This is a genomic window from Flavobacterium xylosi (assembly GCF_042787345.1).
Classification (GTDB): Bacteria; Bacteroidota; Bacteroidia; order Flavobacteriales; family Flavobacteriaceae; genus Flavobacterium; species Flavobacterium xylosi.
This window is the reverse complement of the sequence record NZ_JBHZPZ010000002.1, coordinates 258,070-281,604: the sequence shown is the minus strand read 5'-3', so window position 1 is coordinate 281,604 and position 23,535 is coordinate 258,070. Positions and strand designations below refer to the sequence as shown.

Annotated in this window: 19 protein-coding genes; 3 read left to right on the top strand and 16 right to left on the bottom strand. The window is 35.2% G+C overall.

Annotated features, from left to right (window positions below):
* Window positions 1-199: 199 nt before the first annotated feature.
* From ACFX5E_RS02890 to ACFX5E_RS02830, 13 genes are all read right to left on the bottom strand, one after another.
* A complete protein-coding gene (locus ACFX5E_RS02890; protein WP_379853657.1) occupies window positions 200-1,408 on the bottom strand; it encodes a glycosyltransferase family protein in 1,209 nt (402 codons plus the stop codon).
* Between the two features lie 71 nt (window positions 1,409-1,479).
* The gene (locus tag ACFX5E_RS02885) at window positions 1,480-2,424 is read right to left on the bottom strand and encodes a glycosyltransferase family 2 protein (protein WP_379853656.1); all 945 of its coding nucleotides are present in this window, start codon (window positions 2,422-2,424) and stop codon (window positions 1,480-1,482) included.
* Window positions 2,421-3,257, bottom strand: coding sequence for a glycosyltransferase family 2 protein (locus tag ACFX5E_RS02880; RefSeq protein ID WP_379853655.1), 837 nt, complete (start codon window positions 3,255-3,257; stop codon window positions 2,421-2,423). Before ACFX5E_RS02880 ends, ACFX5E_RS02885 begins: the two co-directional genes overlap by 4 nt.
* 9 nt (window positions 3,258-3,266) lie before the next feature.
* Window positions 3,267-4,157, bottom strand: a complete 891-nt coding sequence (locus tag ACFX5E_RS02875; protein ID WP_379853654.1) for a glycosyltransferase — start codon at window positions 4,155-4,157, stop codon at window positions 3,267-3,269.
* A gap of 10 nt (window positions 4,158-4,167) precedes the next feature.
* Window positions 4,168-5,082, bottom strand: a complete 915-nt coding sequence (locus ACFX5E_RS02870; RefSeq protein ID WP_379853653.1) for a glycosyltransferase family 2 protein — start codon at window positions 5,080-5,082, stop codon at window positions 4,168-4,170.
* Window positions 5,082-6,011, bottom strand: coding sequence for a hypothetical protein (locus ACFX5E_RS02865; RefSeq protein ID WP_379853652.1), 930 nt, complete (start codon window positions 6,009-6,011; stop codon window positions 5,082-5,084). The genes ACFX5E_RS02870 and ACFX5E_RS02865 overlap by 1 nt, the downstream gene beginning before the upstream one ends.
* Window positions 6,012-6,013: 2 nt before the next feature.
* Window positions 6,014-6,694 (bottom strand): acetyltransferase, encoded by a 681-nt coding sequence (locus ACFX5E_RS02860; protein ID WP_379853651.1) that lies wholly within the window; start codon window positions 6,692-6,694, stop codon window positions 6,014-6,016.
* Between the two features lies 1 nt (window position 6,695).
* Window positions 6,696-7,400: a WbqC family protein gene (locus ACFX5E_RS02855; RefSeq protein WP_379853650.1), complete on the bottom strand. Its 705-nt coding sequence runs from the start codon at window positions 7,398-7,400 to the stop codon at window positions 6,696-6,698.
* 5 nt (window positions 7,401-7,405) lie between these two features.
* A complete protein-coding gene (locus ACFX5E_RS02850) occupies window positions 7,406-8,476 on the bottom strand; it encodes a DegT/DnrJ/EryC1/StrS family aminotransferase (protein ID WP_379853649.1) in 1,071 nt (356 codons plus the stop codon).
* On the bottom strand, window positions 8,473-9,243 hold the full coding sequence (locus ACFX5E_RS02845; protein ID WP_379853648.1) for an FkbM family methyltransferase: 771 nt from the start codon (window positions 9,241-9,243) through the stop codon (window positions 8,473-8,475). Before ACFX5E_RS02845 ends, ACFX5E_RS02850 begins: the two co-directional genes overlap by 4 nt.
* 9 nt (window positions 9,244-9,252) lie before the next feature.
* A complete protein-coding gene (locus ACFX5E_RS02840) occupies window positions 9,253-10,521 on the bottom strand; it encodes an ABC transporter ATP-binding protein (protein WP_379853647.1) in 1,269 nt (422 codons plus the stop codon).
* 281 nt (window positions 10,522-10,802) lie between these two features.
* Window positions 10,803-11,672 carry an ABC transporter permease gene (locus ACFX5E_RS02835; protein ID WP_379853646.1) on the bottom strand — a complete coding sequence of 290 codons (870 nt, stop codon included), beginning with the start codon at window positions 11,670-11,672 and terminating at the stop codon, window positions 10,803-10,805.
* 1,034 nt (window positions 11,673-12,706) lie between these two features.
* Window positions 12,707-12,985, bottom strand: a complete 279-nt coding sequence (locus ACFX5E_RS02830) for a helix-turn-helix domain-containing protein (protein ID WP_379853645.1) — start codon at window positions 12,983-12,985, stop codon at window positions 12,707-12,709.
* Window positions 12,986-13,925: 940 nt separating this feature from the next.
* Between ACFX5E_RS02830 and ACFX5E_RS02825 the strand changes: the two genes are divergently transcribed.
* From ACFX5E_RS02825 to ACFX5E_RS02815, 3 genes are all read left to right on the top strand, one after another.
* Window positions 13,926-16,958, top strand: a complete 3,033-nt coding sequence (locus ACFX5E_RS02825) for a SusC/RagA family TonB-linked outer membrane protein (RefSeq protein WP_379853644.1) — start codon at window positions 13,926-13,928, stop codon at window positions 16,956-16,958.
* A gap of 478 nt (window positions 16,959-17,436) precedes the next feature.
* Complete coding sequence (locus ACFX5E_RS02820; RefSeq protein WP_379853643.1) at window positions 17,437-18,861, top strand: RagB/SusD family nutrient uptake outer membrane protein; 1,425 nt, start codon at window positions 17,437-17,439, stop codon at window positions 18,859-18,861.
* On the top strand, window positions 18,861-21,479 hold the full coding sequence (locus ACFX5E_RS02815) for an alpha/beta hydrolase family protein (protein WP_379853642.1): 2,619 nt from the start codon (window positions 18,861-18,863) through the stop codon (window positions 21,477-21,479). The genes ACFX5E_RS02820 and ACFX5E_RS02815 overlap by 1 nt, the downstream gene beginning before the upstream one ends.
* A 64-nt stretch (window positions 21,480-21,543) precedes the next feature.
* On the opposite strand, the gene ACFX5E_RS02810 is transcribed toward ACFX5E_RS02815, so the two are convergent.
* The 3 genes from ACFX5E_RS02810 to ACFX5E_RS02800 all read right to left on the bottom strand — a co-directional run bounded on the left by ACFX5E_RS02810 (window position 21,544) and on the right by ACFX5E_RS02800 (window position 23,448).
* Complete coding sequence (locus ACFX5E_RS02810) at window positions 21,544-21,816, bottom strand: hypothetical protein (RefSeq protein ID WP_379853641.1); 273 nt, start codon at window positions 21,814-21,816, stop codon at window positions 21,544-21,546.
* Window positions 21,817-21,895: 79 nt separating this feature from the next.
* The gene (locus ACFX5E_RS02805; RefSeq protein WP_379853640.1) at window positions 21,896-22,996 is read right to left on the bottom strand and encodes a hypothetical protein; all 1,101 of its coding nucleotides are present in this window, start codon (window positions 22,994-22,996) and stop codon (window positions 21,896-21,898) included.
* Window positions 22,993-23,448 (bottom strand): MauE/DoxX family redox-associated membrane protein, encoded by a 456-nt coding sequence (locus ACFX5E_RS02800; protein ID WP_379853639.1) that lies wholly within the window; start codon window positions 23,446-23,448, stop codon window positions 22,993-22,995. The genes ACFX5E_RS02805 and ACFX5E_RS02800 overlap by 4 nt, the downstream gene beginning before the upstream one ends.
* Window positions 23,449-23,535 lie beyond the last annotated feature (87 nt).

Sequence of the window (23,535 nt, the reverse complement as noted above, 5' to 3'; positions counted from 1 at the left end):
GTCAGGAGCAAATAAAGAACATTTATTCCATTCGAGAGAGAGGACTTTAAAGTCCTTTCTTTTGAAAAAATATCTTTATCTTTTCCCTAAAGTTGCATTAATTAGTTGAATCTAGTATTTAAAATAAACCTGAAGTTGTTTTAATTATTTATAATATAATTTTACTCTGCTAAAGCCGTTGTGACTTCACCAACGTTTTTTAGCTTGTGCCAAATAAAACTTTATCCAACATGACTTTAAAATTTTCATCACTAAAATAATCCCCAAAAGGATATGCCGCTTCATCTGATCTCATCCTGTTGATAATCAAATTTTCCAATTTTTGTTTTATTTCTTCCTTGTCATTGCAATTGGCAATGTATTTAGGGTCTGATATTAACCTTCGCATTTCGCTTCTTTCAGGAGAAATCGAGAGAATTGGTTTCTGTGTTGCTGCAAGAAAGGGTGCTTTACCTACCAAAACATTACAATACAAAGGACCATTCTCCAAGATAATGTTAATATCGGCTTCATGCATTTGCTCATTACAAGAATCAGAAAAACTTGCAAAATTTAAGATTTTAATGTTGGGACACTTTAAATACTTGTCTACTAATTTCTTCCTGTCTGTCCCTTTTAATCGCAAAACAAACTCCGTATTTTCGCTATACAGCGGATTGTTTTCTAACAACTCTTGATAAGCGTCTAAAAGAATTTTCACATTTCTACCAAACTGAATCGCACCCTGATAAGAAATCATGATTTTTGAATTCTTTTTAAAAACATTATCAACATCCGACAAATCAAAAACACTCTCGTCGTATTGATGGGGCAAATTGTAAAATTTCTTTCTCGAACCATATAAATATTGCAAATCTTCCGACAAAATTTCAGTAGCCATACATGATTTTGCCTGACTGACCACTTCAAACATTTCCTTTACTTTAAAAAGTTCTAAATTAGTCAATGGACTTGTTGAACCTGTGCACCAAAAAGAAGGATAAGGCTCATTGAAAGTAATAATGGATTTTTTAAGAATGGGCAAATCTTTAGTTCCCAAGATGGTTTCACAATCCAATCCCGCACTTCGAATAAAAATATGGTCGTATTGGCGGTAGTCAATTTTGGCTATATAAGATCCGAATATTTTGTGAATGTGATTTCTGGTCAATGAAACATGAAAAAACCGCCAATAAAATTTATTGACCCATTTGGTATAAAAAGGAATTTTCAAATCTAAAACATATGCCTTAATAGAATTAACCGGCAATAAATCCAGTCGGTCTTCGCTATCACTTTGCTTTAAATACACCACATCAATTATGGATTGGGGATAGGCTTTTCTTAATTTTGCCAAAAAAGAACGTGAAATAATCCCTTGACTGGTTCCCCATACTCTTAAATCTTGTTCTATTACTAAAAACCTCATTATTTATTCATTATTTAAATTTAGAACAACATTAGCTTTAATTTTCTTTCGCAAAGTTCTAATCCGAAAAATCACTGATTAATCTTCTTTTTTATTACTTTTTTCATTCGATATAGTGTCAATCTTAAAGGCAATATGGCGTAGAAAATTTGCCATTTCATTTTTTCAAATTTAGGCAATTCGAGGATATTCAAAGTCTTTTCATATAGATTATATTCCTTAAATTCTATTGCTGTGGCAATAAAATATCGTTTTAAAGAATAAGTAAGTAACTGCTTTTCTTTCAGGCTTTGTAGTACCAACAAAATAGCTTCAGTGAATGATTCTCTTCTAATGGGGTCATTACGATAAAACTCTCCTGTCATTGACTCTGCATGCTTTCTTCCAAAAAACAAAGATTTCGCAATTGAAATCCCACTATAACCTGATGACACTATTCTGGAGTACAATTCCCAGTCTTCGCAATACATCAAGTTTTCGGCAAAGCGATTCCTTTCAAAACACCCTGCCTTCCACATTATGGCACAAGAATTAAACTGGAGTTCATTTCTTAACATTTTTTCCACATCTTTTTTATCAATGTAAAAAGAAGTATAGGTTTTAGAGTAATCAAATGCATAGTCAAAATCCCCAAAAAAAGCATCGCGAATGTACCTGCAAAAAGAAATGTCTTTTTTAGATAACTCATCTACACAGCATTCCAGGTTTTGGGGATGCACAATATCATCATCATCAAAAAAGATAATATATTCTCCTTTAGCCAAATCCAACCCATGGTTCCTGCAACCCGACAAGCCTTTTATATAACTATCCGGCCGTTTTAGAAACTGAAATCGCTTGTCCTGAATTAAGATTTCAGCTATTACTTCCTTGGTATTGTCTGATCCTCCATCGTCAATTATCAAACATTCCCATTCCGAAAAAGTTTGATTTTGAATGGATAAAAGCGTTTCCTCTATAAAATGAGCCCTGTTATAGGTCGCCATTATAATAGTTACTTTTGGATTATTACTCATCTAAATAATGATTTTAACTTCCTAAATGGTTTCAATAACAAAAAACCTATTTTATAATCAATTTTATTTCTGGTTTTAATATTATTACGTTTTTCTAAATCTATTGTATTTAAAAAATAAGTAACCATGTCTTCATAATGATTTAAATATAATTGTTTATGCTTTGAATACATATACATTTTGATATTTTTATCATGATTAGCATAAGCATCCAATCGCATGGAAAAATCATGTTGTCTGTAAAAAAACAAAACTTCTGGTATGACATGAACATTCCAACCAAAGGCGCAAACTCCTATATAAAAATCCCAATCTTCATAACCAGTTTTCATTTTTTCATCATACCCTCCCACATCCAGCCAGCATTTTTTTCTAAATAATGAAGTACCATTAGAAGCGTTTTGAAACATAAAATCTTGAATTGTTTTTCCATTGGGTTTAATAACACAAATTTCTTTATCATCTCTAAATCTTAATATCCAACTACTTACTACGCCTATTTTTTGATTTTCATTTAGAATTTTTAATCCTTTTTCAATAAAAGTTGGAGCATATTTATCATCCGCGTCAAGAGTTAAAATAAAATTACTTATTGCATTTTGAATTCCAAAATTTCTTGCACTTGATAATCCATGATTCTTCTGGTAAATATATTTAATTCTTGAATCTTTACTACACCAGGTCTGAGCTACACCTTCTGTATCATCTGGACTTCCATCATTAACAATAATACATTCCCAATTTTCATGAGTTTGGTCCATAATAGATTGAATAGCTTCGTTTAAAAAGGAAGCCTGATTATAACATGGAATTATGACTGAAACTTTTTCCAAAATGCTTTTTTATTTATTAAACAACATACTAAATCCCTTTTTTAAATAACCAACATTAAAAAAAATCAAGCAATAATAAACAATAAAAATCCATTCTAAGAAATTTAAGTCTCTAGTTCTTTTTATTTCTTTACCGTATTTTTTAATTATTTCTAACCTCTCCTTATTATCATAAAACTTAAATTTATTAGAAATCAAAAATTTATAAAATTGAATTTCTGATAAATTCTTATGAAGAATATTATCTCTATTACCTGTTATGTTTAGTGATGACATTCTAACAAAAACAACACTGCTGTTAATTGTATAGATGGGTTTATCATCTGAAAATTCAAGCCAGGCTCGATCATCACTATTCCAAGCTAAAGGATAATCATAAAAACCATATTTTTCATAGGATTCTCTGGAAAAAGTATATTCTGAAAGGGAGCTACGTGACACTTCTCTTAATTTTCTATAAAAAGAATCTGTTGCAATTTCCCAATCAGGATGTGTATATATACTCGAGATAGTATTAGATTTTTCAAAAATCAATTTACTAGCAAACCGTACCAAATTAGATTTTAAATTAAAATACTCATAATTTTCATACCAACTTGCAACTACTGTTTCCCCTAAAACATCATCATCACCCAAAATCATAATCCATTCTTCATTTCTTGAAAGTTCAATACAACGTTCCCACTGCTGAACCAATGATGTTCCTCCAAGATTCTCTTCAAATCGATGGTACGCAAAATCAAACTTTCCTTCATATTTTTCCAATAAATCTACTAGATTTTCAGGGCTGGCATCATTTCCTATATATACCTTAAATCGTTTATCCGTTTGATTGGCTAATGACTCTAATGTCTGTTCAAAGAATGTCAGTTTATAATAAGGAATAACAATGGCTAACATCAATACTGTTTTATTTTTTAAATTTAAAGATTATCTTTTGAAGGATTTTTGAAGGATTTTTCAAATTAGTCTGGGTGTATTTAACAGCTCTAAAAAAAATATGATTGGATACAAAACAGCCATTGTATAACTCATCGAGTATTTTTTCTAAATGAGCAACTGCATATAACTGTCTGTCAAAAATAATCTTTTTTATTTCATCGTCTTTTAAGTACGACAGTAAACAGGTGAATAACTTAAGATTGGTTTTGGCCATGTTCAGTCTAGAATTTCCTGAAAAAATTCCAACGCCATATCTATACACGCACATTTTTTCTTCTAAATATTTTAGTTTCCCATGTTCGGCAAGCATCATATACAAGAAATAATCACCTATTGGTGTATGCTGAAACTCAAAAGGAAAATCTTTAATTACATTTCTAAAAACTACCGATGGCGTATGTATATAATTCCCTAATCGGGCCAGCGTTTCAATCGTTTCATAATTTTCGGGTACTTTGGTGATAAAATCATCTACAATTTCGCCATTGGTTTTTAATATACTAACCTGATGAAAACACAACACATAATCGGGATTAGCTTCCAGAAAATCTACTTGTTTTTGGAGTTTTAAAGGATCCGTCCAGTAGTCGTCACCATCACATAAGGAAATATATTCTCCGGTACATAGCTCCAAAGTGGTTAAAAAATTTTGTTTCCCTGGAATACCTATGCCTCTAACTTCCCGTAAATTAAACTTTATTAAATCTGGATATTTACGCGCATACTCTTTAAGTATTTCTCTTGTACCATCTGTTGAATTATCGTCACCGATGATTATTTCAATAGAAAAATTAGTTTTTTGCATCAAGACACCTTCAATGCATTGTGAGATGTATTCTTTTTGATTGTAGGTTATTATATGACAACTTATTTTTTTTTTCATTACTCTATCCATTCTGCTAAACCTATTCCTGTTTTTCCAAAACCATTACCATTATAAAATAAATATTTTTTCTCTTTAATTTTAATAACTGAAGGATAAGTCTGCATTTTGCTATCCCAACCAAATTTAGATAATTGAATTCCAGATTTTCCATCTAATCTATTCCAGTTTATAGCATCTATTGATTCAGCATAACCTATTTTGTAACTTTCTTTTCCATCACGATAATCAAAGGAACCACGGAAAGTAAACCACATTTTATACAATCCATTTTCTTTAATCACAGTGGGTCGCGCTGTGCATTGGTATCTTTCAGCAGGAGGAATACAAGTAATATTTGGTCTTATCCAATCAATTCCGTCATTGGAATAAGCGTATTTTATTTCATATAAAGGTTCCGGTTTCCCATTTACAAGGACAAAACCAGTACTTGAGGCATACCATAAATGCCATTTTTTATCCTCCTTTAAAACAAAAGGTGAAGCTGTAAAAAAAGGTTCTGCTTTATTTCTTTCAACAATTGCTCCTTTAAAAGCTTTAGTAAATGTTTTACCGTTATCATTGCTAATGGCAAGTCCAATCGCATTTCTATAAGGGACTGACACACTTGGATTCCATCCTACATAATATAAATAAATACAGCTTTCAGATATTCTGACAGCTGAACAGGGCATAATTCCGTCATCGTCAAATGTGCCTAATTCTCCTAAATCTAAAATAGGCTGGTCATGAATGTATTTTATTTTTAATGGATTATTTGCTTCTACATCAAAATAAGTCGGAATGCTTTTTCCTTTTTTATTTCTGGGTGCATAATAAATCCTTATCGTATTTTCATCTATATTTAATGCAGTCGGCACACAGGCATGTGATACCATCCAATCATTATAATTTTCAATATTGAGCAAAACTCCTTTTTTAGACCACATGATTATCCGTTTGTTTTATGCGAAATACTGTCGATATCAATGCTTTTTCCTTCACGCATTGTTGATTTTGCACCCACCCAAATACTAAATTCAGGTGTGTCTTTTGTAATAATTGCTCCCATCCCTATTAATGAAGCTTTTCCAATAACCGTTTCATCTCTAATTGTAGCATTCACACCAAAAAAAGAATTTTCGCCAATTTCACAGCAACCTGAAATTACAACTTGTGAAGTTATAAAAACATGATCTTTAATTTCTGAGTGATGACCAATATGATTACCGCTCCAAAGCACACAATTGTTTCCTATTTTTACAAAGGGTTGAATAGTATTATCTTCAAAAATAAAACAATTTTCTCCAATATTTAAGTCAGGCCAAGTGGTTGCTTTTGAAGAAACATAACTTACGCATTGGTATCCTTTTATCTTAGCTTCATCAAATTTAGCTTTTCTGAAAAAATTCATTTGTTTAAAACTAATAGGCAAAAACATCTTATATTCTGAGGGTGGAAAATGTTTTTCGACCTCTTCAAAAGCTATTACGGGTAATCCTCTAAATTCGTTTTCAGTAATATAATTTTTATCCACTGTAAAAGCCACCACTTGATGAGGAGAATCATTATCGAAATAAAAGTGAGCTAAACTTGCTAATTGGCTTGTTCCGAAAATTACTATCTTTTCCATTTTATATTAATTCGTATTCATTGATAAAAATTTTAATACTTGAAATATCATTAAACATCAACATATCGATTATAGATAAATTAGGAACAAACTTATCATTAAATTGTATGTACTCCACCTTTTTTGATTTTATAAAATTTAAAAGAATTCCTTTTTCTGAAAAATCTTGTTTTGAGTACAAATCAAGTCCTCCAATTGGATTGATATAATGATTTGTTTGTTCTTTTATACAAATATCTAAAACTCTTTCTTGAGAAGACAGATATTGGTTTTTATATTTTTCAGAAGAATCCTCAAAAATGGTGTCAATTCCAATATAATCAGAAATTAATTTTAAACTTTTCACTGCAATAGATGAAATATGATTCTCATCAATTTGAAATACCTTTTTCAAAAGCGGAAATACTTCGTCATAAAATGGTGCTTTGTTATAGTTTTGTTCAATTGTTTTTAAAAATTTATTGGTCCAAGAAAAATAAATTTTTTCATTAACTGTTGTGACATTGATCTTGTTGAAAGAACTCTGATTATTAAGTGGCACAGTGAATAAATAAGAATTTCCATTAACCAAAATATTATTTCTGTTAATCCATCCTTGCTTGATGAAATTTACATCATCATAAACAACAAATTTATCCACCGCATTAATTAATTGATAATAACCAAAATACGGAAATAAATAAGGTTGCATTATGGCTAGTTTCATTTCAATTATTTTGCATTAATAATTTTACAGATTTTATCTAAATCTTCGGTTTTTAGTCCAACATATAAAGGCAAACATAAAACCCTTTCTGAAATATTTTCTGAAATAGGCATTTTAACATTTTTGCAATAGGGCAAATTATTTAATGAAGGATTAAAATACCTTCTTGGAATGATATTTTCAGATAATAATCTAGCTTGAATATCTAACAAAGTAGCTTCATTTTTCAATAAAACTGGATAATAACTATAATTCCATTCTGTATTTTCTCTTATTTTTATTTTATCTAATCTAGAAAAATCCAAAAGAGCATTATAAAAATTCACTATTTTTTTTCTTTCCTCAACTATAGTCTCGATATATGGAAACACCGCTAATCCCATAGCAGCTTGTAATTCAGAAATCTTACCATTGATACCTAATCCATGAAAATCTAATACCGTTTTATGTCCAAAATTATGGCTGTAAAACAATTGGTGCTGTAAAGCCGCATCCTTGGTAAACATAGCGCCGCCTTCTCCGGTATGAAATAATTTTGTTGCATGAAAACTACAGGTGCTGACATCACCATAATCAAAAATGGATTTATCTTTATAGGTCACTCCAAAACAATGAGCTGCATCATAAATCACTTTCAGGTTATGTTTTTTTGCAATTGCTTCAATCGCTTCCACCTGGCAGGGATTACCAAAAACGTGGGTGGCCAAGATAGCGGTTGTTTTATCAGTAATGGCCGCTTCAATTTTGTTTTCATCTAGGGTGAGGTACTCTGGATGAATATCTACAAATACCGGTGTGCAGTTTTCCCATACGATGGCCGCTGTGGTAGCAACATAGGAAAAGGGTGTCGTTATAATTTCACCGCCGTTGCCTAATAGTTTTAAGGCAATCTGTAGCGGGATGGTTCCGTTAGTGGTTATGATGATATTGGAAACCTTTAAATATTGTTTTAACTTTTCTTCTAATTCCAATACTAATTCTCCGCGGTTGGTTAACCATTGATTATCCCAAGCACGTTGTACTTGTTTGTTGTATTCTTCTATTGGCGGAAGAAAGGTTTTGGTTACTGTAATCATGATACGATTACTTGCGAGTCAATAAATCCGTCCTTTTTTACAAATACCAATTCTACCAGCCACAGCACTTGTATTTCAAAAGGTCTGTTTAAATCGGTGATTTCAAACAATCGATACCCATTATTATCCATGAAATTAATTAAGTTCAAAAAACTATTATCAAATAATTTATTGACAATGCCCGCCTCGACCATAAATATTTCGGTTATTCCAAAATAATTACTGGCGCCTTTCAGGACTTCGATATCCAATCCCTCTGCGTCAATTTTAATAATATCCGGTATGGGTAATTCGCTATTGGATAATAAATTATTCAACGTAACCACAGGAATTTCAATTTGTTCAAATCCTGCCGCTTTAGCTTCTGCTTCGGTGTAACAAAACGAACAACTGTCGTCTCTGTCGACAATAGTAAATTGAAAAGATCCCTCTTGTTCTCCGGCGCCAACCGGATAAAACTGAACTTTAGGATTGGTTTCTAAAATATCTTGTAAAGAAGCTTTCAGCCAATGTTGCGGTTCTAACAAAGTGTAATAAGCATCCGGAAAATGCTGTAACGCTTCTCTGGTCCAGGTACCGTGATTGGCACCGATATCAACAATATGTTTCGGATAAAAATTAAACTGTTTTAAGGTATTATACAAATTGAACAATAAATAATCCTTGTTATTGGTAGGTGCCAATTTAACATCAGTACCTATTTTTTTTAATTTATATCCGAATTTTATAAATGCTTTTTTAATTATTTTCTTTACAATCTTATTCATTTTTTATAGCTATACCTCTATTGACCAATCAAATTTTGGTTTAATAAAACCCGGTTCTTTTCCCATCCATGTCCCAATGGCTCTTTCCCCTTCCTGGATATTGAATGACATAATATCTTTTTCGACAAACAAGGTTGTTTTGGAATTTTCAATTACATAAACCGATAAATAATAAGCCCCAATATTCAGGAACCCTTCAGGCAATGTACATTTTATTTTATTCAAACCCTTGTTTAATTTCAGATTGTTGCTCACATGCGAAAAAGTAAATAGAGCCTCACCTGATTCGTTATTTAAAACAAAAGTGACATGTAAATTTTTATTTATTGCATTTAAAGTGATTACCGTATTAATTTCGATTTTTTGGTATTCATCCAATGCATCGTCCGAAGATTTTCCAATAGGATTTAAACTAATCTCATGCAGCGTGAACTCTTTTTTATCGTAATCCGATGAAAATACCTTTTTATTTTGGGATTCTGAGTCACCGCTTAGATAATAACTTACGGCATTTTCTATTTTACCATCAAATTTTACTTTGCCATTTTCCATCACAACCCCCCTAGTACACAAACTTTTTACCGCCGCCATATTATGGCTCACAAACAAAACTGTCCTACCTCCAGTTCTGGAGATATCTTGCATTTTTCCAATCGCTTTTTTCTGAAACTCAGCATCTCCTACTGCAAGTACCTCATCAATAACCAAGATTTCCGGTTCCAAGAAAGCAGCAACAGCAAAGGCCAAACGCACCGTCATTCCGCTGCTATAGCGCTTTACAGGAGTGTCAATGTAGCGCTCACAGCCCGAGAAATCAATAATTTCATCTAATTTTGAGACAATTTCTTTTTTGGTCATCCCTAAAATAGCTCCATTCAGGTAAATATTTTCTCTACCAGTCATTTCTCCATTAAAACCGGTACCCACTTCTAGCAAAGAAGCAATGCGTCCTCTTGACTTGATGCTTCCGGTGGTGGGCGCGGTGACCTTAGATAATATTTTCAATAGCGTCGATTTTCCCGCTCCGTTTTTGCCTATAATACCCAAAACTTCTCCACGTTCCACTTCAAAATTAATGTCTTGCAGAGCCCAAACGTAATCGCTCGTTCCTTTAGTACTGCGGTCATTGGTATCCCCAATTTTTAAATACGGATTTTCTTTACCACGTATCTGATGCCACCAACGGTTCAAATCGTGTGCCATAGTACCCGTGCCTACCTGTCCCAATCGATATTGCTTAGAAATATTCTCGGCTTTTAATATAATATCTTTTTTCAAAGTTGAAATAGTTTAATCGTGTAATGGATTTATGTTGACAATACCAATTAATAATAATAAATCTTAATCTGAAACTTAATTCTGATCAGTAAAAACGGAACACTGATCACTTTTGTTTAGAACTGACCACTGATTACTGAATACCAATCCCTTTTTTTAGAACTGAACACTGACCACTTTTTTTAGAACTGACCACTGATCACTGATTACTAATCACTTTTTTTTGAACTGAACACTGACCACTGAATACTGACCACTTTTTTTTTACTGATCACTTCTCCCTAAACAGTATCTATAAAACTCTTCTCGGTCTTATTAAAAATCAACAATCCTACAAAAAATACGATTACCGTTACTAAGAAGGTATAGCTTAAACCCAGAATAGAAACCTGTCCTACATTAAGCAACATATAGCGTATGGTTTCAATAACATAAGCTAACGGGTTATATTGAATCAGCCACCCATAATTAGGAAGTTTTTCTTTTATTAATGCCATAGGATACATCACCGCTGACACATACATCAACAGTTGAACTCCAAAACTGATCAGGTAACTAAAATCTCTATATTTTGTAACTAAGGAAGAGATTATCAATCCTAAACCCAATCCTAAAACACCCATTAAAGCAATTAATAAAGGAAAAAATAAAGCGGTTAAATTTATACTAATGGCAGCACCTTGATAATAGTAATAAATATAAAAGGCAATAAATATAAAGAATTGAATTCCAAATTTTAATAAATTAGATATCACTACTGATAACGGCATAATAATTCTAGGGAAATAAACTTTTCCAAAAATAGCAGCATTCTTCTTGAATGTATCAGAAGTATCGTTAAGACAAGCCGTAAAATAGTTCCAAACGGTGATTCCAGCTAAATTAAACAAAAAAGGAGGCACCGTTCCCGTACTGATTCCTGCCACATTATTAAATATAATCGTGAAGGTAATCGAAGTAAACAAAGGCTGAATCAGATACCACAACGGTCCTAAAACGGTTTGTTTATAAACGGTAACCACATCTCTCTTTACAAAAAGCATCAGCAAATCACGGTATTGCCAAACTTCCTTGAGATTAAGCGAGAAGAATTTATTTTTTGGTGTTATTTCAAACAGCCACGTGGTATTGGTATGTTCGTTGTTGCTCATTTATGCTAAAATACTTTTGTTTATTGTGTGATCTCGAGCGCAGTCGAGAGAGTGTAATTTCATGCTTCTCTTAAGAAGCGCGTCATCTCGAGCGCAGTCGAGAGACCTTTTTACTCACTAAATATATCATTTCGAAGCAAATATAAATAATTTACTTGAGATGCATTAAAAAGAACCTCGTACCATATTTAGTTTTTGGAATCATCTTTTATTTAGTTGCTGCATAGAATAAGAATCACAGTAAAAAACGAAACTTCCGGATACGCTTCGCGACTCTAACTAACAGTTTAAGGCAATGCCAATTTGTTAATAAGAGTAGTTTGTCAGCGAATATACTATTCCTTTATAAATAATAACAATAATTAACAATCAATCGACAACATTGGCACATTCCACGCGTATTCATCTGTTTTTACCTTACTAAATCAATCTTGATAGAGCCGGTTCGAATGATTTTTATAGCTAATATAATATTCTTAATCACACGACACAAATAGCTTTAGTCCTGAGGCGTCGGGAGTATCGAGAACGTTTGCCATATTGACAGAATAGGATAGTTGCAGATTTTCGGCTCCCTTTAGGGCCGGGGTAAAACGAAAATCACTACTAGTTCAAAATTTTCGGCTCTCTTTAGGCTCAGGGTAAAACGAAAATTATGCCGTTAATGCAATAAATAGCGACTTTTTAAAGTCAATATCATACTTGATTTTCTACTAAAAAAATGCCCCCAAAAAGTTAGATACTTTTTGGGGGCATTCTATGATCTGTATATTTCATCTCTTACTCCTACTCTTCCAACTATCATTTTTATTATAATCCCTCCTAAACTCATATATTTTCCCTCGTATATAAGCTCCCACCGGGATAATAAAAATCACTATAATTATTTCATACCATTCCATGCCTCAAATATAGAAAGCATAGAAACTTACTTATTTAGCATGAAATCAAATAATCCCGAATTGATAAGTTTTAATCCTGAATTGATAAGACTTCTGTTTTGCTCGAAAATAAAAAAAGATGCTATCAGCATCTTACTTATTTATATCTTTTATTTTTAATCCTTTGTCAACTTCTTCAACTCGTTTGAAAAACTCAGATATTGACACTTTATAATATTCACACAATTCATAGAGAGTACTGACAGTCATATTCTGATTTCCGGTTTCATTACGGCCAATATGAATTGACAAATCTTTATTCGCTTTTATATTGTTTGCTACCTGCTCTTGAGTCAAGCCAGTCTTAGCACGAAGTTCTTTTAAAACTAGCTTTACTGCACTTAATAATCTTTCATTTTTTATCTGTTCCATAATATTTCAAATTGAATCAGAAAAATATTTTTACACAATGACGTATTTGTCATTTTATTTTTTATCTTTATACCCACATTCTATTAGAATTAGTATTATTTTTGCGATTCTTCATATAAAATATTTGAAGCATTCGCTTTGAATCTCGTTTTCAAAAACTGGTAATTTTTAAACGCTCGAGATGATAAGTAAGATGCTCACGTCCCATGGCGTGGGCTCACTTATTCGTGCGTAGGGTATACCAGTACCTTGAAAAACGATATAAGCTGAGTTCCATGCCATTTTTTTGGCCAATATTTTTGCCAAAACTCAACTTCAATTCTTAGCACCGCTTTTTCATTTTTCATAGTCTCGCAGCAGTTTAACACGCTAAAACCCCCATGCCTATGAGTAAAATAAAAACGCACATTTAAAACAGTTTAAGCTAAACCTTAGCAGTGGTTTCAATCACTAAACCGCATAAAATCCCAGTTAAGAAAACGCCCTTTTCGTAACTGGCGCAAGATTCCTATGCTTAACTAAAAACTAAGACTGAAAACTTAAAAAAAAACGCCTATGACTAAATAAAGACACAACCCCAGACTTTAAGACTAAATAAAAGACACCTGCACCGAAAGGTCCTTTGAATAAAACACCTAGTTAATTTAATTTGAATTTGTTAATAAAAGGTGCAGGTTATTTAGCCGCAACAGCAACTCATAACCTTTAACCCTTAACCAGTAAATAAAAAAAATGCCTATGAAATACTACAAACAAATACAAATAGGAATAATTATACTTTTTATAGTAACGATGTGCCTGTGGCTTTATAGTTGCCATTGTTTCACCGAAATAGATCTTCCTAAGTAGAACAAAAAAAAGGCCCTCTAACTCTTCTTGGCGGACGAATAGAGGGCCATCGCTAACAAAACTAACGTTTCAATTAACTAACCCCAATATTATGAATAAATTTTCATTTTACAAGGGTGGTTCGGCTTTTTGGTACCTGATTCTTTTTGGGTTCTTATTAACCTACACCCCTGTTCCAGCAAAAACGGTACTGAGGCCAATGCCTTCGTTACCTCAACAAACTCAAATAAGCGGTATCATTACTGATGGCACTACTCCCTTACCGGGTGTTACCGTGGCCGTAAAAGGGAATAAAAATAATGTTGCTATCTCTGATTTCAACGGGCAATACAGCCTGCTAGCTGCTCCTAATGATACCTTGACGGTCTCTTTTATGGGATTCAAAACAGCCATAGTTCCCATAAACGGACGCAAGATAATCAACATACAATTACGGGAAGATGCGACTATGTTGCAGGAGGTCAAAATCAATGCGGGATACTATTCCGTCAAAGAAAGCGAACGCACCGGAAGCATTTCTAAAATTACCTCAAAAGATATCGAAAAGCAACCTGTTACCAATGTACTTGCAACGATGCAGGGACGAATGGCGGGAGTTAACATTACTCAGACCACAGGAACGCCCGGTGGGGGTTTTGAGATAGAGATACGCGGGCAAAACAGTTTGCGCAGTAATGGTAACAATCCGTTGTATATTATTGATGGCGTCCCGTATGCATCAGATCCTATCGGGACTGGAATTAATTCAGCGGGACTGCCAACCCAACCAAGTCCATTGAACAGTATCAACCCGGATCAGATTGAAAGTATTGAAGTATTGAAAGATGCCGATGCAACGGCCATTTACGGCTCGCGTGGTGCCAACGGTGTGGTATTAATTACTACCAAAAAAGGAAAAGCAGGAAAAACTAGGTTTACCGCTAATCTTTCAACAGGTACAGGAACGGTAACGCGCTTTATGGATTTACTGGATACGCAACAATATATCGCAATGAGACGAGAAGCTTTTGCCAATGATGGTATCAATCCAATTCCTGATTATGCGTATGACATAAACGGAACTTGGGATCAAAACAGACATACAGATTGGCAGAAGAAACTGATGGGCGGTACAGCCGAGATTACTAATATGCAGTCTTCGTTATCGGGTGGGTCTGCACAGACGCAATTTTTATTGAGTGGCAACTACAACAAGCAGACAACGGTTTTACCAAGTGATTTTCAATATAAAAAAGGGAATGTACACCTGAACGTAAATCATGAATCGGACAATAAAAAATTTAAAACTACACTATCTGCAGGATATACAGTGCAGGATAATGATCAGGCACGTGGTGACTTAATGCGCGAAGCGGTTACCATTGCTCCCAATGCTCCCGCCTTAAACAATCCGGACGGCACATTAAACTGGGAAAATAACACCTTTAACAACCCGCTGCGAAATCTGGAAGGAAAATATCTTGCTAAAACAAACGACCTTATAGGGAATGCAATGATGACCTATCAATTAACGGAGGATCTGCAACTGAAATCAAATTTTGGCTATACCGCCCTTACCAATAAAGAAATTACATTTAATCCATCCACTCGATACAATCCAGCTTATGGTATTGGACCAGAATACGCCACGCTGATAGCAAGCAATACAGAACGCAAATCGTGGATTATTGAGCCGCAACTGAACTGGAATAAACCGATTGGGAAAGGAAAACTCGATGTATTAGCAGGAAGCACTTTCCAGTTGCAAAAAGGCAGCCAATTGTCACAATATGCTTATGGTTTTTCCAGCAACAGCCTTATTTATAATTTAGCTTCAGCGGCCACTGTTTTGACATTAGTTAGTGAAGAATCCATATACAAATACCAAGCTATTTTTGGGCGTGTAAATTACAACTGGAAGGAAAAATACATCTTGAACGCAACCGGTCGACGTGACGGATCGAGCCGTTTTGGACCCGGAAAACAATTTGCAACCTTTGGAGCCATTGGCGCAGCATGGATATTCTCCAAAGAAAAATTCAATAATAATAGTAATAATAATAATATTTTAAGCTTCGGAAAGTTACGATCCAGTTATGGAATTACCGGTAACGACCAAATAGGAGATTATCAATTCCTCGATACGTACAGTTCCTCGGGTGTAAATTATGGTGGGATTGTGGGATTGCAACCGATACGATTGTTTAACCCTGAATATGGTTGGGAGACTAATAAAAAGTTTGAAGTAGCCTTGGAAGCAGGCTTCTTTAACGACCGCGTGTTTTTTACCATCGCAGGATATGACAACAAATCCTCGAACCAATTGACCGGCATTCCGCTGCCGGGAACGACAGGATTTACCTCTTTGCAAGCCAACCTGGATGCGACAGTTCAAAACCGTGGTATAGAGCTGACTTTGCACACAGTGAACATTCATTCAAAAGATTTTTCTTGGACAACCAACGTCAATTTAACGATGGCAAAGAATAAACTTTTGCAGTTTCCGGACTTGGAAAGTTCCCCTTACGCCAATCAATTTGTAATCGGACAACCCCTGAATATCCAAAAAATATATCATTTTACAGGTGTGGACGCCCTAACTGGTCTGTATACTTTTGAAGATGTAAATGGTGATGGTATGCTGACAAGCAGAGAAGACAAAACCACGATCAAGGATTTCAATCCGAAGTATTATGGTGGATTGCAAAACACCGTGAAATACAAACACTGGCAATTGGATTTTCTTTTTCAGTTTGTGAAGCAAATCAACTATAATTCGGCAGCTTTTTTTGGCTTTCCCGGTTCACTAAGCAATCAGCCCACCGCAGTACGCAACCACTGGCAACAACCGGGCGATAATGCATCATATCAAATCTACACGGATGGGGCAAACAGTGCTGCTGTTGATGCTTCCTATAAATACTATGAAAGTGATGGCGCTATAAGTGATGCCTCCTATGTGCGGTTGAAAAACATATCGCTCTACTATGATGTACCATTGAAAGATGCGCAATGCAAACTATTTTTTGAAGGGCAAAACGTATGGACCCTCACGCAGTATAATGGCGCTGACCCTGAGTTTAAATCTGCGGGGTATTTGCCGCCTTTGCGAATCCTGTCAGCCGGAGTACAGTTTAGTTTTTAATTTAAAATCGACTTATTTACCTAAAAACAACTAAAGGTTGAATGTTACCGTAATCGAATTCCCCTCTTGAGAGAGCCTGTCCCGTTTTTAGTACGGGAGGTTAGGGATGTGTTTTTTGTCATGAATAATACATAACAATTTAAGACCCTTTTAAAATATTCAATAGACCTTAAAAAAGCCTGGTAAAAGTTCATTACTCTTAGTGTTGCAGAATCCTATTCCCTCTTGAGAGGGGCTAGGGGTGTGTTTTTGTCATAAATAATACATAACAATTTAAGACCCTTTTAAAATATTCAATAGACCTTAAAAAAGCCTAGTTAGAGTTCATTACACTTAGTGTTAATATTTATGTAAGTAACTCGAAAAACCAAATAATACAGTCGTTATGAAATCGCCACTAACAATAAGTTTGTTGCAAACAAACACCAATAAATAAAAGCGATACCAGATATGACCTTTAACAAATAACATAAACATTATGAAAAATTTCAATACCAATTTTTATATATGGAATACCAAAAATTCGCTTTGGGGAATCGTATTTAACGCTTTGTGTATACTTATAATTACATCCCTGATGAGTGCTTGTGATAATTTTGTGGATGTGGAGTTGCCCAAATCACAACTCACCGTTAGCGCCGTTTTTGAAGAAAAAGCAACGGCCAATGCCGCAATGACGGACATCTATTCCAAAATCAGGGATACAGGACTGTTAAGTGGTTCACCAAGCGGACTCACTCACTCACTAGGCATTTATACCGATGAACTGGATTTTTATGGTACGATGCCAGGCGGATCCGCTTGGTACAACAATTCGCTAATAGCTTCTAATCCGGATGTAAAAGAGTTGTGGAACAATAGCTACAATCAGATTTATATGGCTAATGCCGTCATTGATGGTGTGGCACATTCATTCAAACTTCCTGCCGTCGACCGGGAGCAACTCACTGGCGAAGCGTTATTTGTTCGCGCATTGCTTCATTTTTATCTTGCAAACGTATATGGCAATGTGCCTTACATAACGACCACTGATTATGCCGTAAATCGTGTTGCTGTGCGAATTCCTGTTGCTACAGTATATGCCAATGCAAAGGCCGATTTAGAACAGGCGATAAAACTGTTACCTGCAGCGTACGTACCATCCGACCGGGTGCGTCCCAATAAATATGTTGCTCATGCACTGCTGGCAAGGGTAGATTTGTACGCCGGTTTGTGGAGTGAAGCTTCTAGCGAAGCCTCGGCTGTAATCAACAATACTGGAATATATGTATATGAGGAAGATCTTGATAAAATTTTCGAAAAAGAAGCTACATCGACAATCTGGCAGCTTGCTCCTGGCTTTTCAAGTGGCAATACATTGGAGGCTCTTACCTTTAATTTCACAAGTGGTCCACCTCCAATATCTGCTTTAACGGATGATTTTATGGCTGCTTTTACCGCTGATGACCAGCGAAAAGTACATTGGACACAAGCGGTTTCAAATGGCACAACGACCTGGTACCATCCATTTAAATATAAACATTCGGATAGCGGGACTTCCAGTGAATATTCTGTCATCTTTCGATTGGCGGAAATGTACCTGATTCGTGCAGAAGCCAAAGCGCATTCCGGTGATCTAATAGGAGCAAAAGAAGATTTGAATACTATTAGACATACTGCCGGATTAGCGGATACTTCGGCCAATACACAGGATGAAATTCTTGACGCTATTCTGCAGGAACGCCGTCTGGAATTGTTTACCGAGTTCGGACATCGTTTTTTTGACCTGAAACGGTTCAACAGGACACAGTCTGTTTTGTCTGCTGCAAAACCAGGATGGGATGCGCACGACGATTTGTTTCCCATTCCGGAAGCAGAATTGAGTCTTAACCCAAAATTACTACCTCAAAATCCAGGATACTGATGAATACTATAATAGACAATTGCAAAATAATGTGGATCAGTTATATTTTGTTTTTGATGACCTGTCCGGTAAACGCACAGGCAAAAAAAACAAGGCAACTGACAGCGGCCGATTACCATTTATGGAGTACGCTAAGTGCGGAAAGTATTTCCGATTATGGTAAGTGGGTGAGTTATTCACTATCGTATGAATCAGGGCTGGATACACTCTTCGTCAAAAATACCAGTACTGCCAAAAAATTTGCTTTTCCAAAAGGATATGGAGGAAAGTTTGTTGGTGATTCATGGTTTGGATGCTTATTGCCAAACAATAATTTCCACTTGGTGAATCTGAATAACGGGAAAGTACAGAATTTCGATAACGTACAAAATTATGACTTTGTGAACGATATCGATTATGTAATTCTTTATTGTAATGATAAAGAAAGTAAAACGAACATTGTTATTCAAAACTTAAAAGGAGATACCGTTGCGCGCATTGATAATGTGATTTCATTTACTATGAATAAAAAACGGGATGCACTAGGGTATTGCACGGCAGAACCCACTGGAAATAATGTTGGATTGCTGCAATTTGGAAAAAAGATTACCAAGGCAATAATTACACAAAGCACGGTAAAACAGTTTGAAAATGTGGTGTGGAAAAGTGATGGAAAATCATTTGCTTTTGTTGGTCGTGCTGTTACTGCAGAATCCTTTATGGCCGATACCGTTTTGTACTATGTGATTGACGACCACAAATTATTTCAGTATGATACGACGACTGCTGCAAACTGGCCGAAGGATATGGTATTGAATGCTAGTTATACCTCATCGCTTGGGATTTCGGATGATGGGGAGCGGGTGTTTTTTATGATGAAGAAAAATGATGGCGCTGCAGTACAAAATAATTCAGGAATTCAAGTGTGGAATGCCGCTGATAAAGATTTGTTTCCTATGCGCGATAAATGGAACAAAGAAAATCAGTCCCGCCTTGCAACATGGTCGCCAAAGACTGGAAAGTGTACCGCCGTTGGTGACAGTATATACTCCACTGCAATCTTGAATGGCGATCAACATTTCGCAATACTGTATGATCTGAACGATAATAAACCTTCATGGAAGCAAGAGGCTGACAGGGACTATTATCTATTTGATTTAAACACGGGTGAAAAGACCCTGTTTTTAAAACAGCAGCCGGGTGCCATAGGCAATCTAAGTCTTTCGCCTGATGGGAAATACATCGCTTATTTTAGAGATCTTGATTGGTGGGTTTACTCCATCGAAAAACAGACACATACAAACACCACTAAAAAAACGGGCATTGTATTTCATGATGATTCTATTGACATGGCTGAAATACAGCCCTACGGGCTTGCGGGCTGGTCAGGTATTGATGGAATGCTATTGATATACGACCAATTTGACCTTTGGCAAATTAATCCTGAAAACGGGAAAGCAGACAGACGGACCAACGGGCGGGAAGGCAATCAGATTTTCAGGATTATTGAAAATGCAAATGGATACGCAGATGGGATTGTAGCAAAGGGAAATGCAATGGATGATAAAACGTTAATTCTGAAATCGAATACCCTAGATAATAGCTTTTCGGGATATTTTACGTTAGATAAAAGCCAAAAATTGCAACCTATTGTCTATTCCGAAAAACGGATCAGTGCGCTTCATAAAGCAAACGCAACTAATTGTTATATGTATTTGAGTGAAGATTTTAATGCACCACCATCATTAATTATAAAAACGGCTACCGCTCCACCAAAAGCAATTTTTCAAAGTAATTCACAGCACAACCAGTACGGCTGGGGCACTTCAAAAACAATAGCATATAAAAATGCTAAAAATTTGGATTTGAAAGGGGTACTGATATATCCTTCCGATTATAATCCTACAAAGCAGTATCCGATGATTGTGTATATTTATCAGAGGCAGACTTATAAACTGCATACATATAACAATCCAACCCTGTTGAACGGTTCAGGATTTAATGCCAGTATTTTTGCCAGTCAGGGTTATTTTATCTTATATCCGGATATTGCCTATTCCGTTGGAAGTCCGGGATTTTCTGCTACTGATTGTGTAATCGCTGCTACCAATGCTGCAATTGCGATAGCACCTATAGACAGAAGCAAAATTGGATTAACCGGGCATTCGTTTGGCGGTTTTGAGACGGATTTTATCATGACACAAACTGATATGTTTGCCGCGGGGATTGCGGGTTCCGCGATCACAGATTTTGTAAGTTGCTATTTATCGGTCAATCCCAATGAAAAAAAATTTGATGGGTGGCGCTTTGAATACCAACAGTTAAGAATGGGAACCTCTTTGTTTGAAGATTATGAACGGTATCACAGCAATTCACCAATCACTTATGCTTCAAATACTATGAAACCGATATTATCTTATACCGGTATTGATGACACACAAGTGAGCGCGAATCAAACTATAGAATTTTACCTTGCCTTACGGCGATTGAATAAGGAACATATTATGGTATTGTATCCTGGCGACGATCATGTCATTGACAAAGAAGAAAATCAAATTGATTTAACGAATCGAATTTCGGATTGGTTTGGCTATTACTTGAAAGGCGGAAAAAGACCGACATGGTTTGAGGTACAATAATAAAAAAACAATGCAGTTCTGACTTTAACAGAACTGCATTGCTTTTAAACACTTTACACCGCTTTTAAGGTCTGTAAAGTTTCACGTCACAAGTTGGTGCATTTGGTGACAATTTGCCCCATAACTGCGTAGTACCCGATGTACAAATATTTGGAGTAACAACGTTACTGCACATAGTGTCAATGTGACACGGGTCTGCCTGGGAGATAAATTTATATCCCTGCACTAGAGTAAGCGCTTTGGTGCTACTCATCGAAGTAGTTGTAAAAGCGGTTGCGATGCCCAATACCATTACTGCCAATGGCATCATGAGCTTTTTGAAAAAATTTGCTATCATAATATTACTATTTAAATTAATTTGATCTACTCTTTTTTACAGGTTTTCGATCGTATCCCTGATACCGGCCGGTAAATTTTTAATCGCTTTTGTATTTTGAAACATAGCTTACTGTTTTATTTTGATTGATATAGTCGCGTAGTTTGTAGCACACTATTTTTTCACCAATCAAAGCATAGAATAGTTTACGGTCTACGAGTATGCTTCGCAATTTTGTTCCACCGATGTTATAGATAGGAAAACTAGAGCGATAGGTTTTAGTAGTCAAATCATAAACGTCAATAATGGCTGCCGTTTTCCAAATGCCTTCAGATTCGTACTGACCAGGCAACTGAGAATTAACATAGAGAAAGCGTCCATTGACTGCGCTCGTTTTATTTACAATAAGAGGCGGTTCGGCAAATGTTTTCAGATTAGTATTTTTAATTCTTGCGAGTTTAATATGGGCATGACTGGTTGTATCAATTGTTTTGCCACGATAGTCTAATTTTAGCTTTGGGTCTGCCACTATATATTCGTTCCTATAAGTATAAACATAAACGATACGATTTAAGGTAGTATTGAACATCATGCTCCCATCGGTATCAAAAACTCCATCAAATTGTTTTTGCAATAAGGAACTTCCGTATTTTGCTTTTGTGCTGCCTCCCAGATTTAGCGTACCGATAATGCTCTCTCCTCCTTTCGGAGAAATGTAACGCACTGCCATATTTAGGGAATCCATTGGTATCAAGTGAGAAAACGCATTGCCGTTTTTTATTCTTAAACTCGCACTCCAATCGGTAACATCTCCTTTAAATACATATGGTACAATACCCTCAAACACATAAAAACTATTGTCAAGTACTCTGATTTGCGGTCCACGGAATGGAAGATTACTTTGTTTGAGCTTAATGTGATAAATTGTTTTTGTTTGTAATGTCGAATCCAAAACCATCACCTGCAAAGGTGCGGTGTAATTGCCTAAATAAATTTTGCCTTCTCCGCTTCCCGCAAAATAATAGGAATTATACTTTAAATTCGCTTGGTGCACTTCTTGGGCGACATGCTGAGGAAAACGGCGGATAAAACGATTATGGTAATGGGTGATATTTTCTGAAATAGTAAAGAGCAAAGCCATTGAAGCGCCGCCAAAGGTTCCAAAAATTACAAGGAATAGTATTTTTACTTTTAATTTCATGGCTTTGCAGTTTGGCGGTTATTTAAAGTATTGCTATCAGAAAATAATATCACAGCAATCCCTGCTAATAAGATAAAACAGATATTGAAGATAATATGTTGGCCCCAAGACAATTTTTGTATTACGCCACCACAAGAACACGGTACAAAAGCACTATAATTTAATATGATGTATATATATGCCGTGAACAAAATCATTAAAGTGTAAGCGGCAAAAAGGCCTAGAAGTCTACAATTTCGAATCAATAATAATATCGCAATGAGAATTTCCACGGCAGGAACTGCGAACAAAATCCAACTGGCAAAAGAGCTCAATATGGGAGATTGACCCAATTGTATCCGGAAGTTTTCAAAATCCAATAATTTGCTTGTAGCAGCATAGGTGAATAGTAAAGCATACAAACAGCATATGATACTTACAATATTATTTCTTATTTTAGTATTACTTTTCATCTCACTTAGTTATTTTTATTTACTAGAGTAAAATTCCAAAAACGGAACAACATAAGTGTTATCAAATCAGGATATTAACTTATCAAA